At 43.3% G+C, this 18,054-nt stretch carries 15 protein-coding genes and 2 pseudogenes; 10 read left to right on the top strand and 7 right to left on the bottom strand.

Annotation, left to right across the window (positions count from 1 at the left end; genetic code table 11):
• Nucleotides 1-116: 116 nt before the first annotated feature.
• The gene (locus MCT08_RS12400; RefSeq protein WP_172531813.1) at nt 117-410 is read left to right on the top strand and encodes an ArsR/SmtB family transcription factor; all 294 of its coding nucleotides are present in this window, start codon (nt 117-119) and stop codon (nt 408-410) included.
• A 164-nt stretch (nt 411-574) separates the two neighbouring features.
• On the opposite strand, the gene rpsT is transcribed toward MCT08_RS12400, so the two are convergent.
• Nucleotides 575-835, bottom strand: coding sequence for a 30S ribosomal protein S20 (rpsT, locus tag MCT08_RS12395; RefSeq protein WP_053311233.1), 261 nt, complete (start codon nt 833-835; stop codon nt 575-577).
• Between the two features lie 257 nt (nt 836-1,092).
• Here rpsT and murJ point away from each other — a divergent pair, with 257 nt between their 5' ends.
• From murJ to ispH, 6 genes are all read left to right on the top strand, one after another.
• Entirely contained in the window at nt 1,093-2,655 is a 1,563-nt protein-coding gene (gene murJ, locus MCT08_RS12390; protein ID WP_168523170.1) for a murein biosynthesis integral membrane protein MurJ, read from the top strand.
• 71 nt (nt 2,656-2,726) lie between these two features.
• Nucleotides 2,727-3,662, top strand: coding sequence for a bifunctional riboflavin kinase/FAD synthetase (gene ribF, locus MCT08_RS12385; protein ID WP_274678510.1), 936 nt, complete (start codon nt 2,727-2,729; stop codon nt 3,660-3,662).
• Nucleotides 3,663-3,724: 62 nt separating this feature from the next.
• Nucleotides 3,725-6,565 carry an isoleucine--tRNA ligase gene (gene ileS / locus MCT08_RS12380; protein ID WP_274678509.1) on the top strand — a complete coding sequence of 947 codons (2,841 nt, stop codon included), beginning with the start codon at nt 3,725-3,727 and terminating at the stop codon, nt 6,563-6,565.
• 17 nt (nt 6,566-6,582) lie between these two features.
• Nucleotides 6,583-7,089 carry a signal peptidase II gene (gene lspA / locus MCT08_RS12375; protein WP_172531816.1) on the top strand — a complete coding sequence of 169 codons (507 nt, stop codon included), beginning with the start codon at nt 6,583-6,585 and terminating at the stop codon, nt 7,087-7,089.
• A gap of 167 nt (nt 7,090-7,256) precedes the next feature.
• Nucleotides 7,257-7,688, top strand: a complete 432-nt coding sequence (gene fkpB / locus MCT08_RS12370) for an FKBP-type peptidyl-prolyl cis-trans isomerase (RefSeq protein WP_274678681.1) — start codon at nt 7,257-7,259, stop codon at nt 7,686-7,688.
• 188 nt (nt 7,689-7,876) lie between these two features.
• On the top strand, nt 7,877-8,839 hold the full coding sequence (gene ispH, locus MCT08_RS12365; protein ID WP_171980860.1) for a 4-hydroxy-3-methylbut-2-enyl diphosphate reductase: 963 nt from the start codon (nt 7,877-7,879) through the stop codon (nt 8,837-8,839).
• Between the two features lie 83 nt (nt 8,840-8,922).
• Here the strand turns inward: ispH and MCT08_RS12360 are convergent, their stop codons facing one another.
• Complete coding sequence (locus MCT08_RS12360; protein ID WP_053311227.1) at nt 8,923-10,410, bottom strand: carbon starvation CstA family protein; 1,488 nt, start codon at nt 10,408-10,410, stop codon at nt 8,923-8,925.
• A gap of 270 nt (nt 10,411-10,680) precedes the next feature.
• Here MCT08_RS12360 and MCT08_RS12355 point away from each other — a divergent pair, with 270 nt between their 5' ends.
• Nucleotides 10,681-11,022, top strand: coding sequence for a DUF2799 domain-containing protein (locus MCT08_RS12355; RefSeq protein WP_168523160.1), 342 nt, complete (start codon nt 10,681-10,683; stop codon nt 11,020-11,022).
• Between the two features lie 51 nt (nt 11,023-11,073).
• Nucleotides 11,074-12,870 (top strand): cation:proton antiporter, encoded by a 1,797-nt coding sequence (locus tag MCT08_RS12350; protein ID WP_274678508.1) that lies wholly within the window; start codon nt 11,074-11,076, stop codon nt 12,868-12,870.
• Here MCT08_RS12350 and murQ (MCT08_RS12345) read toward each other — a convergent pair.
• From murQ (MCT08_RS12345) to MCT08_RS12340, 3 genes and pseudogenes are all read right to left on the bottom strand, one after another.
• Nucleotides 12,867-13,088: pseudogene (gene murQ / locus MCT08_RS12345) on the bottom strand (N-acetylmuramic acid 6-phosphate etherase); the annotation flags it as partial. The gene MCT08_RS12350 and the pseudogene murQ (MCT08_RS12345) overlap by 4 nt on opposite strands.
• Nucleotides 13,089-13,099: 11 nt before the next feature.
• Nucleotides 13,100-13,193: pseudogene (gene murQ / locus MCT08_RS18695) on the bottom strand (N-acetylmuramic acid 6-phosphate etherase); the annotation flags it as partial.
• Nucleotides 13,194-13,208: 15 nt separating this feature from the next.
• Nucleotides 13,209-14,321: an anhydro-N-acetylmuramic acid kinase gene (locus MCT08_RS12340; RefSeq protein ID WP_274678507.1), complete on the bottom strand. Its 1,113-nt coding sequence runs from the start codon at nt 14,319-14,321 to the stop codon at nt 13,209-13,211.
• Nucleotides 14,322-14,430: 109 nt separating this feature from the next.
• On the opposite strand from MCT08_RS12340, the gene nagZ reads away from it, so the two are divergent.
• Nucleotides 14,431-15,414, top strand: a complete 984-nt coding sequence (gene nagZ, locus MCT08_RS12335; RefSeq protein ID WP_168786807.1) for a beta-N-acetylhexosaminidase — start codon at nt 14,431-14,433, stop codon at nt 15,412-15,414.
• 51 nt (nt 15,415-15,465) lie between these two features.
• Here the strand turns inward: nagZ and btsR are convergent, their stop codons facing one another.
• Nucleotides 15,466-16,182 carry a two-component system response regulator BtsR gene (gene btsR, locus MCT08_RS12330; RefSeq protein ID WP_274675184.1) on the bottom strand — a complete coding sequence of 239 codons (717 nt, stop codon included), beginning with the start codon at nt 16,180-16,182 and terminating at the stop codon, nt 15,466-15,468.
• A 9-nt stretch (nt 16,183-16,191) separates the two neighbouring features.
• Nucleotides 16,192-17,868 carry a sensor histidine kinase gene (locus MCT08_RS12325; protein ID WP_274678506.1) on the bottom strand — a complete coding sequence of 559 codons (1,677 nt, stop codon included), beginning with the start codon at nt 17,866-17,868 and terminating at the stop codon, nt 16,192-16,194.
• Nucleotides 17,869-18,054 lie beyond the last annotated feature (186 nt).

Here is an 18,054-nt window from a genome sequence, read left to right as displayed (position 1 = left end):
CTAATACTATATAGTGAGCGCTTGCCTCACCTATGTAACCAATAGCCTGTTAGGTTTGGAGATATGCAAACTTGTGATGTGTTTGATGTAAGAAGTTGTTCCAGGGGGGCTTACTCATGAACCTACAAGAAATGGAAAAAAATTCCGCCAAAGCCGTTGTGTTGTTAAAAGCCATGGCTAATGAAAGACGTTTACAGATTTTGTGCCTACTACATAATCAAGAATTATCTGTTGGTGAACTGTGTGGCAAATTAGAGCTGAGTCAATCAGCACTTTCTCAACATTTAGCTTGGCTCCGAAGAGATGGTCTTGTTGACACGAGAAAAGAAGCACAGACAGTGTACTACACATTGAGTAGTGACGAGGTTAAAGCAATGATTGAACTATTACACGGTTTATATTGTAACTAACTATTAAATAAATAATGGCCGAATCCGATACGATGCATTGGCGTTGTTCGGATTTTTTTACGTTTATTTTAGAGTAAATGCTTTATTTTTTTGGCGGTGTATTTTGTACAGATATAAAAAAACCGGCGTTAGCCGGTTTTTATTCGCTTGGAATCAAGTCTAAATTATAGAGCTTTGATTGCTGCTGCGAAACGAGACTTATGACGTGCAGCTTTGTTCTTGTGAACAAGGCCTTTAGTCGCCATACGGTCTAGGATTGGTGTAACTGCAGCAAATGCAGCAGTTGCAGCTTCTTTATCGCCAGCTGCGATAGCTGCGATGGTTTTCTTCATGTAAGTGCGCATCATAGAACGACGGCTAGCATTGTGCTGACGACGTTTCTCAGCTTGGATAGCGCGCTTCTTAGCAGATTTACTATTTGCCAAGGGTCTAACTCCCAAAAACTTAGTTCGGTGACAATTTAAGGGCCGGGAATATCCCGCATTTGCTCTCAATTGTCAAATGATTTGTGCAAAAACCGTTCTAGGCCAAACAAATTTTGGTATAGGAAGGTCATCGCGGTTAAGATGCGTGGATTCTAACAGTATTTTTTTTCCAATGCTAATACTTATCTGCTCTCTCGCTGACATTCCTTATGTCTGGTGAAGGATAATGATGTTTTGGTGTGTTTTCCGAGGTAACAGTGAGCAAACGCCTACTTAAATCTGGCATGATTGTCAGTGCTATGACGTTGATTTCTCGTGTGTTGGGCCTAGTTCGTGATGTGGTTGTTGCGAATTTAATGGGGGCTGGTGCGAGTGCCGATGTATTTTTCTTTGCTAATAAAATTCCTAATTTTTTACGTCGATTGTTTGCCGAGGGCGCATTCTCGCAAGCTTTTGTTCCGGTATTAACGGAGTATCATGCCTCTGGTGATATCAATAAAACCCGCGAATTGATTGCCAAAGCATCAGGAACGCTAGGAGTTATCGTCACTCTAGTAACCTTAGTGGGCATCCTATGTTCTGGCGCAGTGACGGCATTGTTTGGCGCGGGGTGGTTTTTAGATTGGCTAAATGATGGACCTGATGCTCATAAATTTGAGCTAGCTAGCCTGTTGCTCAAAATTACTTTCCCATATTTGTGGTTTATTACCTTTGTTGCCTTGTCTGGGGCGATCCTTAATACGCTAGGTAAATTTGCGGTTTCGTCTTTTACACCTGTTTTTTTGAACGTAATGATCATCGGTTCTGCTTGGTTTATTTCACCGCAATTGCAGCAGCCTGAAATCGGATTAGCGATCGGTGTTTTTCTTGGTGGCCTGGTTCAGTTTCTATTCCAAATTCCATTTTTGGTTAAAGCGGGTTTATTTGTACGACCAAAATGGGGATGGAATGAACCCGGTGTCGTAAAAATTCGCACCTTAATGCTACCTGCGCTGTTTGGTGTGTCGGTCAGCCAAATCAACTTATTGCTTGATACTTTCATTGCCAGCTTTTTACAGACAGGCTCAATTAGTTGGCTTTACTATTCTGACCGCTTACTTGAATTCCCGTTAGGTCTTTTCGGTATTGCTATTGCAACGGTGATTTTACCTGCGTTGTCGCGTAAGCATGTTGATTCACACCGTGAAGGCTTTTCTCAAACGATGGATTGGGGGGTGCGCATGGTCTGTTTACTTGGTATCCCTGCCATGCTTGGATTGATCGTACTGGCTAAGCCAATGCTGATGGTGCTGTTTATGCGGGGCGAATTCTCGCCAAATGATGTCAATCAAACGGCGCTATCGCTATATGCATTTGGTTTGGGCTTGATTAGTTTTATGTTGATCAAAGTACTCGCGCCGGGCTATTACTCGCGTCAAGATACGAAAACACCAGTGCGGTATGGCATTATCGCTATGGTGTCGAACATGGTATTTAATGCGATGTTAGCATGGCATTTAAGCTATGTTGGCTTAGCGTTAGCGACTTCGCTCTCTGCTTTTATCAATATGGCGCTGCTATACCGAGGATTGCATCAGCAGGGTGTTTACCAAGTGACGATGAAAACGATCAGTTTTATTATCCGTTTAGTGATAGCTGGTGCGGTAATGGTGGCGGTAATTATTTGGCAACTTGATGAAATGAGCCAATGGTTAGAGTGGGATTTAACCCAACGAGCTATGACATTAATGATGTTAATTATCATGGGCGCCATGAGTTACTTGGTCAGTCTATTTGTACTTGGCATAAGGCCAAAAGATTTAAAAGCGGCGACAGATTAACGATGATTAGTATATAATCCGTCGGTTTCGCACCTTGTTAATCGAGAATTATAGGTTTTAAGCATTTTCCAATGGAATTGATCCGCGGCATTCATAATATTAAATCACAGCATAATGGTTGTGTATTAACCATCGGCAACTTTGATGGTGTTCATTTAGGGCATCAGCAAGTGTTGAGCCAAGTATCTGAAAAAGCTCAGCTATTAGGTTTGCCCTCGGTGGTAATGACGTTTGAACCTCAACCGTTGGAATTATTTGCTAAGCAAAATGCCCCCGCTCGGTTAACACGACTACGTGACAAGTTTGTACAATTGGGTAAATTGTCTATTGATCGCTTATTGTGTGTGAATTTTAACCATCATTTTGCTAACTTGGATGCGGAAGTCTTTATTCGTGACTTGTTGGTTGCTCAGTTGGGTGTTAAGTTTCTGGTGGTTGGTGACGATTTTTGCTTTGGTAAAAACCGTCAGGGAAATTTTGCGATGCTGCAACAAGCCGGACTTAAATTTGGCTTTGAAGTTGTCAGTACCCAAAGTTTTTGTTTACAGCAATTTCGTGTGAGCAGTACCGCTATCCGAGATGCTCTAGCAGGTGATGATCTTAAATCGGCCGCTCAAATGCTGGGTCGAGATTATAGTATCAGCGGCCGTGTTTCTCATGGCCGAAAGTTGGGAAGAACCATTGGTTTTCCCACAGCGAATATTCCATTAAAACGTTGCGTTTCACCAGTCTCTGGTGTTTATGTCGTTAAGGCTTTTGGTCTTGCTGAACAGCCAATTGGCGGTGTCGCTAATATTGGTCAAAGGCCGACAGTCAATGGGGTTCGTCAGCAACTTGAAGTGCACTTATTTGACTTTCATGCCAATTTATATGGTAAACAGTTAGAAGTGGCACTTTTACATAAGCTTCGAGATGAAAAGAAATTTGAATCGTTCGAAGCGTTAAAGCAACAAATTGAATTGGATGCTGATGCTGCAAGGGTGTGGTTGCATCAGCTAAAGAATTAATCGGATTATTCCACCGATTAAATAATGTCTAACTTCGCCCAATATAACGGAATTAAGAATCGATGAGTGATTATAAAGATACCCTGAACTTACCTGAAACAGGGTTTCCAATGCGTGGCAATCTGGCAAATCGTGAGCCAGAAATGCTTGAGCGTTGGTACAAAGAAGATCTTTACGGTGAAATCCGTAAAGCTAAGAAAGGTAAAAAATCTTTCGTACTGCACGACGGCCCTCCTTATGCGAATGGCGATATTCACATTGGTCACGCACTAAATAAGATTCTTAAAGACATTATTATTAAATCAAAAACCCTTTCTGGTTTTGATGCGCCATATGTTCCTGGCTGGGACTGTCATGGTCTGCCGATTGAATTAATGGTCGAAAAGAAGAAAGGGAAACCTGGTCAGAAAATTTCTGCTTCTGAATTTCGGGACGAATGTCGTAAGTATGCGGCCGGTCAAGTTGAAGGTCAGAAAGAAAGCTTCAAGCGACTAGGAATCATGGGTGAGTGGGACAAACCGTACCGCACCATGGATTTCGACACAGAAGCGAATATTATCCGTGCATTAGGTAAAATTGCTGACAACGGGCACTTATTCAAAGGTTTTAAACCTGTTCACTGGTGTACAGACTGTGGTTCGGCATTGGCTGAAGCGGAAGTTGAATACAAAGATAAAGTATCGCCTTCTATCGATGTAAAATTTACTGCCGCTGATGAATCCGCTTTGCTAGAAAAATTCACGTTAGCAAATGATCATGCTGGTCAGGGTGATATTTCTATTGTTATTTGGACGACAACACCTTGGACACTGCCAGCGAACCGCGCTGTGTGTCTGCGTGATGATCTCGAATACGTATTGATCCAAGTTGAAGCGAAAGGTGAACAGCAGCAACAGCGTCTTATCGTTGCTTCTGAACTCGCGAAAAGTGTAATGGACCGTGCTGGTATTGAGCATTTCCATAACCTTGGGTTTGCCAAAGGTGCAGATCTTGAACTTATTCAGTTCAATCACCCATTTTATAACTTCACAGTTCCTGCGATCCTTGGTGATCACGTTACTACCGATTCAGGTACAGGTGTGGTTCACACAGCACCAGGCCACGGTCAAGAAGACTTTATTGTTGGTAAACAGTATAACCTTGAAGTAGCAAACCCTGTTGGTTCTAATGGTGTTTATTTGCCAGACACTGAGCTGTTTGCCGGTCAACATGTATTCAAAGCCAACGAGTCTGTTTTAGAGGTTTTAAAAGAGAAAGGGGCGTTGTTGCATCATCACGCTTATGAGCACAGCTACCCACATTGTTGGAGACACAAAACGCCAATCATCTTCCGTGCAACACCGCAATGGTTCATCTCAATGGATCAAGCTGGCTTGCGTGCAAAAGCACTTGAGTCAATCAAAGGTGTTCAATGGATGCCAGAATGGGGTCAAAGCCGCATTGAAGGTATGATTGAAGGTCGCCCTGAATGGTGTATTTCTCGCCAACGTACTTGGGGCGTACCTATCGCTCTGTTTGTACATAAAGAAACCGCAGAACTACATCCAGATAGCCCTGCGCTTATCGAAAAAGTAGCGAAGTTGGTAGAAGAGAAAGGTATTCAAGCATGGTGGGATCTCGATGCCGCTGATCTTATGGGGGCAGAAGATGCAGCCAAATATGAAAAAGTGCTAGATACCTTAGACGTATGGTTTGACTCTGGTGTGACTCACTACTCGGTGGTCGATTCTCGCGAAGAGTTCAACGGTCATTCTGCTGATTTGTACCTCGAAGGCTCTGACCAACACCGTGGTTGGTTCCAATCGTCGTTAATTTCATCGATTGCGATGAAAGATGAAGCGCCATACAAGCAAGTGTTAACTCATGGTTTCGTGGTTGATGGCAACGGCCGTAAGATGTCGAAATCTATTGGTAACGTGGTTTCACCAAAAGATGTGACTAATAAATTGGGCGCTGATATTTTGCGTCTATGGGTTGCTTCTACTGATTACACTGGTGAAGTTGCGGTTTCTGATGAAATCCTAAAACGCTCTGCGGATGCCTATCGTCGTATCCGTAACACAGCGCGTTTCTTCCTGGCGAACTTGAACGGTTTCAACCCAGAAACAGATTTGGTTCCAGCAGAAGAAATGGTAGCGCTCGATCGTTGGGCTGTTGGTCGTGCATTTGCAGCTCAACAAGAAATCGTAAAAGCCTACGAAGAATATAATACGCATGGTGTGACTCAGCGCTTAATGCATTTCTGCTCTATCGAAATGGGTTCATTCTACCTTGATGTCATTAAAGACCGTCAGTACACAGCGAAATTGGGTGGTCATGCTCAACGTAGTTGCCAAACGGCGCTTTACTACATTGTAGAAGCTTTGGTTCGTTGGATGGCCCCAATCATGTCATTCACCGCTGATGAAATCTGGAATGAAATGCCAGGCGCACGTGATAAGTTTGTATTCACGGGTGAATGGTATCAAGGTCTGTTTGATCTTGCCGAAGGTGAAGAGTTGAATAACGAATTTTGGGCTGAAATCCAAAACGTTCGTGGTGCAGTAAACAAATTACTTGAAGATGCTCGTAAAGAGAAAATCATCGGTGGTGCGCTGCAAGCGGAAGTGACACTTTATGCTGATGACACTCTGGCGGCGAAAATCAACAAATTGGAAGATGAGTTGCGCTTTGTGTTGCTGACTTCAAAAGCTGAAGTTAAGCCTGTTAGTGAAAAAACAGCAGCGGCTCATGCGGCTGATATCGAAGGTTTGTTTGTTCAAGTCAACGCTACTGAAGCTGAAAAGTGTGATCGTTGTTGGCACCACACTCCAGATGTTGGCACTATTGCTGGCCATGAAACTATTTGTGGCCGCTGCGTGTCGAACCTTGATGGTGAAGGCGAAGTACGTAAGTTCGCTTAATAATATCGGGATTCAATATGACTGAGCAGACGCTTACATTAAAACAATCGGGCGTGCGCTGGCTATGGCTAGCGCTGCTGGTGTTTACCGTTGACGTTGGCGTTAAGTTGCTGGTGATGGAAAACATGGGTTACGGTTGGGAGAATCGCATTGAGGTTCTACCATTCTTTAACCTTCTGTATGTGCATAATTATGGCGCTGCATTTAGTTTTTTAAGTGACCAAGCTGGTTGGCAACGTTGGTTATTCTCAGGTATTGCCTTTGTAGTCACTGCTTTACTGACGTACTGGATGAGTAAACTACCGGCGCGAGAAAAGTGGAATAACATCGCATATGCGATGATTATTGGCGGTGCAGTCGGTAATGTCTTTGACCGAGTGGTGCATGGTTTTGTTGTTGATTATCTTGATTTTTTCTGGGGTAATCATCACTGGCCAGCATTTAACATAGCAGACAGTACTATCTGCATTGGTGCTGCGATGATCATCTTGGATGGTTTTCGTAAAAAAGACGATGCAAAGTAAGTATCGACAGAAAATTGAATAACCCTAAGCGCTGTCTGTTGATTCAGGTGGCGCTTTTTGTTTACTCTTCGTATCTAAAATAATATCGGTATGGAATGAGCGTATCTTAGTGTATTCGATACTTGAGTATGACGCTGATTTCTTCCATCAATAATAAGAGACGTAACGTGACGACGATAAAGCAAGATAGTACGGTGACCCTACATTTCACCATTAAATTAAAAGATGGCTCTGTCGCTGATAGTACTCATAATATGGGGAAACCAGCTAAATTAGTGATTGGTGATGGCAGTTTGAGTGAAAACTTTGAACAGTGCTTATTTAACCTTAGTGCTGGCGAATCAAAATCAATTGAGCTTCGTGCGGAAGACGCATTTGGTCTGCCAAATCCAGACAATATTCACTACATGGATCGCGCTAAATTTGTTGGTGATGCCGAAGTTGAAGTAGGCACCATCATGGCATTCAGCGGCCGCGATGGGATGGAAATTCCCGGTATTATTACGGCGATTGCGGGTGACTCTGTGACGGTTGATTTTAACCACCCACTGGCTGGGCAAGATGTCATTTTTGATGTTGAAATCTTGTCTGTAGAATAACTATACCAATCGTAGTAAATAACGGGTCATTCTAGCTTGTTAAAACACTCGATAACGGCGTTAGAATTTTTGATTGTAGAATCACTACTTATCGAAAAATCCCGCCTTGTTATCAAGCATTTTTCCTACGCTATTTCTGAACACTTATTTACTGTGATTAGTATTCGTTACCAGTGATAACCCATTCAATGAGCAATGAAATGAAAATATTGTTAGCAAACCCTCGTGGTTTTTGTGCCGGTGTTGATCGTGCAATCAGCATTGTTGAGCGAGCACTTGAGTTATATCAACCACCTATTTATGTTAGACATGAAGTGGTTCACAACCGTTTTGTTGTTGAGGGGCTAAAGCAACGTGGTGCGATTTTTGTTGAAGATTTACACGAAGTACCCGATGACAATATCGTCATTTTTTCGGCTCATGGTGTGTCACAAGCGGTGAGAAAGGAAGCTCAAGAGCGCGCTTTAACTGTGTTTGATGCAACTTGCCCTCTGGTTACTAAAGTGCATATGGAAGTGGCTCGTGCAAGTCGCAGAAGTATGGAAGTGGTACTGATTGGTCACGCTGGACACCCTGAAGTTGAAGGCACCATGGGGCAATACGCTAGCCAAGAAGGTGGCATGTATTTGGTGGAAACCCCACAAGATGTCGATGCACTTAAGGCGCTAGTAAAAGACCCAAGCCATTTGCACTATGTTAGCCAAACAACCTTGTCTGTTGATGAAACGGCCGATGTCATTGATAAGCTGCGTGAAGTCTTTCCTGATATCCAAGGTCCTCGTAAAGATGACATTTGTTACGCAACGCAAAATCGTCAAGATGCAGTACGTCAGCTTGCTCAAGAGGTGGATATAGTCGTAGTGGTTGGGTCGAAAAATTCATCTAACTCCACTCGTTTGAAAGAGCTGGCGGAAAAACTTGGTACACCAGGTTATTTGACCGATTGCCCTGAAGACATTGACCCTAAATGGTTTGATGGAAAGCAAAAGGTTGGCGTAACAGCCGGAGCCTCTGCACCTGAAGAGTTAGTCGACCAAATTCTGCAAAGAATTAAAGATCTTGGTGCAAAGAGTGTTGAAGAGGTTCTAGGACGTGAAGAAAATATGTTTTTTGAAGTACCGAAAGAGCTGCAAATTAAACAAATTGAATAAAACCAGCGATTAATTTTTGTCTTGATTGAGAAAAGGGGTTCCAGCAACGGAACCCCTTTTCTATTTGTGAAATACAGTATGTATTACGCGGTTTTTGTTACGGCTTTAGCTTGTTCTTCATCATCGGCTAAGTCGCTATCACCTTTACCTTTTGAAATTTTAATCACATATCCGGTAACGGCTAGAGTGAATAGAATCCCTGCAATGGTTGAGATTTGCATTGGTAAACCAAAACCTAATGTGCTGTTACTTAAAATGAAAGTTGCACAGACGGTTGTCATAAACATAGCTGGAACAGTTGCAATCCAGTGCAGTTTATTATGGCGTAATAGATAGGCTGAAGCTGTCCAAAGCATCATCACGGCAGTGGTTTGGTTGGCAAAACCGAAATAGCGCCAAATAATGCCGAAATCTACTTGAGTCAATACCCCACCAAGAACAAACAGAGGCAATGCCATCATCAGGCGGTTACGCAGCGTTTTTTGCTCCATGTTAAAGTATTCAGCAAGAATTAAGCGACTTGAACGGAAAGCGGTATCGCCAGAGGTGATTGGCAGAATGACCACTCCTAGGAAAGCAATGATGCCACCGAATACGCCAAGTAAGCCAAATGATGCGCTGTAGACTACGTTGCCTGGGCCACCATTTTTCACCGCTTCAGATAATGCGTCTAAAGAACCAAAGAAGGATAGGGCAATCGCACACCAAATAAGCGCGATAATGCCTTCGCCAATCATGGCACCGTAGAACACAAAGCGCCCATTCTTCTCGTTTTCCATACAGCGAGCCATCAAGGGTGATTGCGTTGCGTGGAAACCTGAAATAGCACCACAAGCAATAGTGATAAACAGTGCAGGCCAAAGTGGAAGATCATTCGGGTTCATGTTGGTGAACATGTCGCTCATCTCAAAGCCACCCATTACCGTATGTTCGCTAGATAGTGCAATTGCGGTCATTAATCCAACTGACATAAAAATCAGTAGCGCACCGAACAGTGGGTAGAAGCGACCAATGATTTTATCAACTGGTACAATCGTCGCCAGAATGTAGTAAGCGAAAATGATCACAACCATAGAAGTCATGCTAACTGTTAGGCTAGTTTGTTCATTGATAAGATTAGTGATCATGCCGGCAGGAGCGGATACGAAAACAACACCGACCAGTAAAAGTAGAACAATGGCAAAGATGTTCATAAAGTGTTTTGCGCCATTGCCTAGGTAACGACCTGTAATGGTTGGTACAGAAGCACCACCGTTGCGGATGGATAACATTCCAGAGAAGTAGTCATGTACCGCACCCGCAAAGATACAGCCAACAACAATCCACAACATAGCCGCAGGGCCGTATAATGCGCCCATGATCGGGCCAAAAATAGGGCCGACACCAGCTATGTTCAACAGTTGTACTAAGTAAACTTTTTTGGTCGACATCGGAACATAGTCGACGCCATCTGATTTTGTATGGGCAGGGGTTTTACGGTTTTCGTTAATTCCAAATACTTTTTCTACGAAAGCACCGTAGATGAAATATCCAGCAAGTAGCGCTGCGACACAGGTTAGAAACCACATCATAGCAATTGTCCTTTATTAATGAATTAAGCTCACTGTCGATAATAAAGGCTCCATTAACAATAAACCTGCCCTTTTCAGGTCAGTGGCAATATAGCCACTTTAATGGTTATTTTACTCAATAAGTGGTTTTCAGTATTTATCATCCCCTCACTTGATAATAGATTGGTGTTGTCCTTCAATTAGTGGCATTTTATGCGACGATGTGGCAATGAGTCGTCATTTTTTACGTTAACTGCTAGGCTGAATAAAAAGCATAAATTAAGGAAAATAATGAAAAAGTTAAATGTAGTGTTGGTTGTAATGGCTTTAACGGGTTGTGTTGCCTCTGAGGCTGAGCTTGCTCAGCAAGGCAACTGGCAGCAAATTGGTTATCAAGACGGTGTGGCCGGTCACAGCCAACGCAGTTATAAATTGTTATCAGAACTAGGCTCTGTCAAACAAGCGGATTACGAGTTAGGTTATACGCAAGGTGTTAAAGAGTATTGCAATCCTAATTTTGCCTATCAAATGGGGTTGTCTGGCCAATTTTATGAAGGGGTGTGTGAAGGCACTGATGATGCGCAGAAATTTCGTATGGAATGGCAACGCGGTTGGAATGAATTCACAAACTAGTTTGCCCATTTAAAGTATCACTACTACAACACTCCTTTTTAGAGAAAGTATATGCATGAAGAGTTTATCGCTTTGGCCATTGCGGCTATTGGCGTTCTTGGTTTAGCGTGTCAATGGCTGGCATGGCGCTTGCGACTGCCAGCTATTTTATTTCTATTGATCGCAGGGCTAGTTGTTGGTCCCTTAACGGGGTGGTTGCAGCCTCAAGCTTTACTCGGTGAATTGCTATTTCCTCTTATCTCTCTTGCTGTTGCTGTTATTTTGTTTGAAGGTAGTTTAACGCTTAACTTTAAAGAAATTCGCGGTGTGAATCATACAGTGTGGAGTATCGTCTCGCTCGGTGCGCTTGTTTCATGGGGAGTAACCAGCGCGGTTACACATTTCCTGCTGGGCTTTGATTGGTCGTTGGCATTACTGTTTGGTAGCTTAACGGTTGTTACTGGACCTACCGTTATTGTCCCGCTATTGCGTACTGTTAGGCCAAATGTTCGGCTTTCCAATATATTACGTTGGGAAGGGATACTGATCGATCCTCTGGGCGCGTTGTTTGTGGTGATGGTGTATGAATTTATTGTTTCTAGCAGTGAAGTGCATAGTCTGTATGTCTTTACTTTAATTCTCGCAGTGGGTTTAGCAATAGGCGCAGCCGCGGGACAAGCCGTCGCGGTGGTATTAAGGCGAGGTATGTTGCCTGAATATTTACAACCTTTCGCTGTATTAGCTGTGGTGCTTGGGGTCTTCTCTGCATCTAACGCTATTGAATCAGAATCTGGTTTGCTGACAGTGACGGTTATGGGGATGTGGCTCGCTAATGCTAAAAATGTCAATATTCAGCACATCTTGCACTTTAAAGAGAACCTGACTATTTTGCTGATCACCGGCCTCTTTATTCTTTTGGCGGCACGTATAGAGCTTGCAGATTTCCAAGCATTAGGTTGGAGCGCTCTATTATTGTTTGTGTTAATGCAGTTAGTTTCTCGCCCTTTGTCCATTTTTATAGCCACGGCTCGCAGTTCGTTATCGCTGAAAGAGAAGATATTTTTAGCTTGGGTTGCTCCGCGAGGAATTGTCGCAGCCTCAATTTCGTCACTGTTTGCAATAAAACTGACGTCGGCAGGTGTAGAGGGTGCGACGCTACTGGTGCCATTAACGTTTATGGTCATTATTGGTACTGTTATCTTGCAAAGTGCGACAGCACGTCCTATCGCCATAGCTTTGCAAGTTGCAGAACCTGCCCCGCGAGGCTTTTTGGTTATTGGTGCGAATGATGTAGCAAGAGAGCTTGGAAAAGCGTTTGCGAAGTACGATTGTCGAGTCGTATTGACGGATTCAAACTGGGACTATATTAGTCAAGCTCGAATGGCTGGGCTTGCTAATTATTATGGTAACCCCATCTCCAGCCATGCCGATGAATATTTGGATTTGATCGGTATTGGACATGTGGTCGCACTCACACCAGATAAGCATTTCAATATTATGGCTTGCATGCATTTTCTCAGTGATTTTGGTGAAAAGCGGGTTTTTTGTCTGAATGATCACCTTAATAGTAGCAGTAGCGATAAGCATAAAGTGGCTCAGGAATATCATGGTTTGTCATTGTTTAATGGTGAAGTGAGCTATAAAAAACTGGCCAGTTTGATCAACCAAGGTGCGGAAGTTAAACATACCAAATTGAGCGGAAACTTTACTTATCAAGATTATCTACAGCGACATAAAGAAAGTTTTGTGCTGCCTCTGTTTGTTGTGAACTTAAAAGGTCGAATTCAGATGTACCACGATACACAGGTATTTGAACCTGTAGAGGGCGAAACGGTTGTCTCTTTGATTAAAATCAACGAGAGCCACTAATGGCTCTCACCTTCTTCCATCGAACGACGCAAAAAAGCGTCGGATTCAGCCAACTTTTCCATTGCTTGCTGGTAGTTCAGCTCTGTTAGGTTCATCAAAATGGCGACTTTTGTATTGTTGTGAGTTTGTTCTAAAAGCGCCTCTGCTTCTGCTCTTTCGCAATCTGTTGCTTGCATTACAATTCGTACTGCTCGGGCGAGTAACTTCGGATTACTACTTTCAGCAATTTTTGAAGTAGGTAGCTGGTCGATATCCCTTGTTTCTGGGTTGCCAGCATCAGACACCAGATGAGAAAGTGCAGCAATAAGCGCATCGTTGGTCATAACATTCCTTACTGATTAATGAGCAGAATAAATTACCCCAAGCGAAGCGAGGCCGCGTGCACCGGTAACTTCAGGTAAATTACTTGGCAGGTTGTGCATTCTTCGTTGAGCGAGCCAAGCAAACGCCATCGCTTCCATGTAGTCACTATCCACGCCTTTGCTGCTGGTTGGTGCAATACGCCAGCTAGGTAGATGGGTTTGTAAGCATTCAACAAGCAAGGGGTTGCGAGCTCCGCCACCACACAATAAGAGTTCTGGATGTGGACCGAATTGGTATTGATTCACTTCAGTGGCAATGGTTAGTGCCGTGTATTCGCATAAGGTGCGTTGAACGTCCTGCGCCGCTACAGATAACCCCGCGATTTTTTGTTGTAACCATGGCCGATTAAATAGCTCTCTTCCGGTACTTTTAGGCGCGCTCAAGGCAAGATAAGGTTCTTGGCATAAAAGGGTTAGCAGTGGTTGATTTAGTTGTCCTGTTCTTGCCCAAGCACCATCAAGATCAAACGAACGTCCTGTGTGTTCGAAACACCACGCATCCATCAACATATTGCCAGGGCCTGTATCATAACCGAGTACTTTTTGCTGCGGTCGAAGTACTGAAATATTAGCAATACCACCGATGTTGAGTACCACAACCACTGAGTCGGTCGATTTGAAAATGGTATCGTGGAAAGCCGGAACTAGTGGGGCACCTTGTCCACCGAGCGCCATGTCTTTGCGGCGAAAATCGGCGACGGTATCAATACCCGTTTGAGTACTAATGATGTTGGCATCACCGATTTGCATGGTAAATGGGTAATCACCAGTCGGTTGATGGAACACTGTTTGGCCATGACAACCAATCGCTCGAATATCACTTGCTTGATAGCCGGATTTATCCAATAGCGCATGGACTGCTTCGGCAAAGAGATGGCCGAGCTGGTGGTCAAGTTCCCCGATCATTTTTAAATTGGTTGGCTGGCCGATGCAGATTTCAAGTAACCGCTGTTTTAATGCATCAGGCATCGGGAAATCATCATGAGCCAGTAAGCGGATGTGCTGATCATTAATTTCGACTAAGGCGGTATCGACTCCATCCATGCTAGTACCTGACATGACACCGATGTAACGTTCACAAGTTGTCATTGGTTACTCCTATTTCCATTGCTGTTGGCTCAAACAAAAGCATTGTAATAGAAATTCAAAGCGAATAATCTCGTCAAATTAACTATTTAACCAAATTATTGGAGTAAGTATGGGACCGTTATGGCTAGATGTGGCTGGTTGTGAACTGAGCGCTGAAGACAAAGATATTCTTGAGCACCCAACGGTAGGTGGCGTGATCTTATTTGCTCGTAATTACCATGATAACCAGCAACTTTTGGCTCTTAATAAAGCCATTCGCCAAGCGGCAAAACGTCCCATTTTGATTGGTGTTGATCAAGAAGGTGGTCGTGTTCAGCGTTTTCGAGAGGGCTTTTCGCTGATCCCTGCCGCACAAGATTATGCGCAGCACAGCAATGGTGAAGCGCTTGCTCGACAAGGTGGTTGGCTGATGGCTGCGGAATTGATCGCCCATGATATCGATCTCAGTTTTGCGCCAGTACTGGATAAAGGCCATGAGTGTAAAGCTATTGGGAGTCGCGCATTTGGCCATGATGTCAATACCATCATTCGTTATAGCTCCGCTTATATGCAGGGAATGAAAGAGATTGGTATGGCAACGACTGGAAAGCATTTCCCAGGACACGGTGGTGTTATTGCCGATTCACATTTAGAAACGCCTTATGACCAGCGAGACACTATTTTTGATGTCGATATGGCGATTTTTAAAGCTCAAATTGAAGCGGGATTATTAGATGCGATGATGCCCGCACATGTTATTTACCCTCAGTATGACGCGCAGCCAGCAAGTGGATCACAATACTGGTTAAAACAGATTTTACGTCAGCAATTAGGGTTTAAAGGGCTGGTTTTCTCTGATGATCTTACTATGGAAGGGGCGTCTGTCATGGGCGGACCTGCAGAGCGGGCTCATCAATCATTGGTGGCGGGGTGCGACATGCTTTTAGTGTGTAACCAACGCGATGCTCAGGTTGAAGTCTTGGACAATTTACCGATATTAAACGTCCCCGCCGCAGAGGGTTTGCTTAAGCGCAAGTCATTTACGTTATCGCAGTTGCACAGCTCGACTCAGTGGAAACAAGCTTCGGAAGCGATCAAGCGCATGTTGGGTTAGAAACCAATAAAACGCCACACTATCAATTATTGTGGCGTTTTGGTCAGTGGTTTAATGGAAGCCCAATACTTCTTTCAAACTTTTGAGATAACGGCGGCTAACGGGCACATGATGTTCGCTCCGAGTGACGATGGTTGCCAACCCATTTTCTAACAACTTGATCTCTTTAATGGCTTTGGTGTTAATTAAATATTGGCGATGACAGCGCACCAAGGGCGTTTTTTCCTCTAAAACTTTGAGCGTTAATTGGCTGGTGGCTCGCTGTTGATCTGTTTGCACATGTACACCACTAATATCGCTATAAGCAAACTCAACATCTTTGGTGGCAAGGATCACAATCCGATTTAGGCCGATGCATGGTACTTGGTCTAAGCAGGTTGGTGCTAAGATGGAAGCATCGCTTTTTTTCTTATCACTGCGAACCAAACGCTGGATAGTCTTTTTCAAACGTTCGGTATCTACTGGTTTGAGTAGGTAATCAAAGGCGTTATCTTCAAAAGCTTGGATCGCATATTGATCATAAGCGGTCACAAATACAACATTTGGCATGGTTTCTGGGTCAAGCATACCCAGTAATTCAATACCTGTTATTTGTGGCATTTGAATATCAAGAAAAACCACATCGGGTTTTAATTGATTAATTTTCTTTAGCCCTTCAATGGCATTGCTTGCCTGACCAATAACGTTAATTTGTCCTGTTTCTTCTAGTAGTTCTATCAGCTCTTCCCGAGCGAATAACTCATCATCAATGACCAGTACCGTAAGCATGTGATTACCTTAATAAGATCCTTTATAAGGAATGAGAAAGCTCATTCGTGTGTATTGATTTGCCAATACTTCTGTTTTAAGTGTAGATTGCGGTCCAAATTTATTGGTTAATCGTTTATCGACGATTTGCATGCCCAGTCCATCGTAGTCTTCGCTTGGTGCTTGGTAACTGCCTGCATTATCCTCAACAACGATTCGGTCCCCTTCCGCTTGTTGTTGGCTAAAAATACGGACTTTCCCTCCAGCTAATAAATTTGATGTACCGTGTTTAATGGCATTTTCTACCAACGGCTGTAGCGTAAAGCTAGGAACATTGCGTTCAAGTAATGAATCTTCAATTTCAATTTCAACTTCTAAACGATCAGCAAAGCGAGCTTGCTCGATGGTTAAGTAAGCTTTGACGTGAGCAATTTCTTCTTTGAGTGTGACGGTTTCAATATTTTGTTTGAGATTACTGCGAAAGAAATGTGATAAATGCTGAATCAAATCTCGTGCTTTATTTGGATCTCGACGAATAACAGCACTGATGGTGTTGAGTGCATTAAATAGAAAGTGAGGATTCACTTGAGCATGCAATAGCTTGATTTCAGCTCGCGAAAGTAGCATCTGCTTTTGTTGATATTCACCATATAAGATCTGGCTTGATAGCAACTGAGCGATTCCTTCAGCCATCGACATATTAATGGTTGAAAATAACTTCCGTTTCGGTTCGTACAGTTTGATGGTTCCAATCACTCGATCCCCTGCTCGTAGTGGAATAATGAGTGCAGACCCAAGTTTGCAGCTCTTCGACAAAGAACATTGATAAGGTGAATCTTTACCATCAAGGTAAATAATACTATTTCTAGTGATCGCATCGAGTGTGCTCTGGGAGGAGATAGGCGTATTTGGTTTATGGTGATCATCCCCAATACCAACGAAAGCGAGAATCTTTTCTCGGTCAGTAATGGATACTGCACCGACGTTGGTGAGTTCGTAAACAATGCGTGCCACTTTGCCTGCATTTTGTGGGTTAAAGCCGTTGGCTAACACTCCGACAGAGCGTTCGGCAATGTTGAGAGCACGCCGAGAAAATGTGGCTGAGTACTCTTCAAAAATGGTTTTCCTATCTTGCAGAATGCTCATAAACAGCGCAGCGCCAACTGAATTGGCGATGATCATTGGTGCTGCAATGGTCGAGACTAATGCATAAGCTTCATTAAACGGTTTGGCGACTAACAAAATGAGTAGCATCTGCACAATTTCGGCAAATAGGGTAACAGCGAACACAATGCTAGGACTAAAAAGTAAGCGTCCTTTGCCTTTACGTAGCAAGTAAGTGTGCAGCAAGCCACCAATCAGCCCTTCTGCCGTTGTTGAAATCGCGCAGGCGACATCGGTGAAACCACCTAAAGTATAACGATGCATACCTCCTGTAAAACCGACAGCAAAGCCAACCACAGGACCACCAAATAAACCGCCCATCACCGCGCCAATTGCGCGCGTATTGGCTATAGCGTCATTGATTTGTAAACCAAAGTAGGTTCCCATGATGCAAAACAGCGAAAATAGCACATAGATGCTGATTTTATGGCTAATCCGATTTGAAATGCTCAGCAGCGGTAGAAAAATCGGTGTTTTACTCAGCATGTAAGCCAGCACTAGGTAAACGCACATCTGTTGCAGCAGTGAAAGGATTAAATCCATGGTAAATCCTAGTAAGTCTGACTCAGTAAGTGGTAATAATGGACATTTTAGGGGAGATAGACGGAATAAAACACGCGTCATCTTATACTTTTTGTCTTAAAGCACGATAAAAATGAGTGTAAAATTTAATTTACATTAAATGTTTTTTATAATTTACACTTGCAATGTTTTTTAAGCCTGATAATT

The organism is Vibrio aestuarianus, assembly GCF_028858425.1.
Classification (GTDB): domain Bacteria; phylum Pseudomonadota; class Gammaproteobacteria; order Enterobacterales; family Vibrionaceae; genus Vibrio; species Vibrio aestuarianus.
Note: the sequence above shows the minus strand (reverse complement) of the source record. Positions and strands in the feature narration are given on the sequence as shown.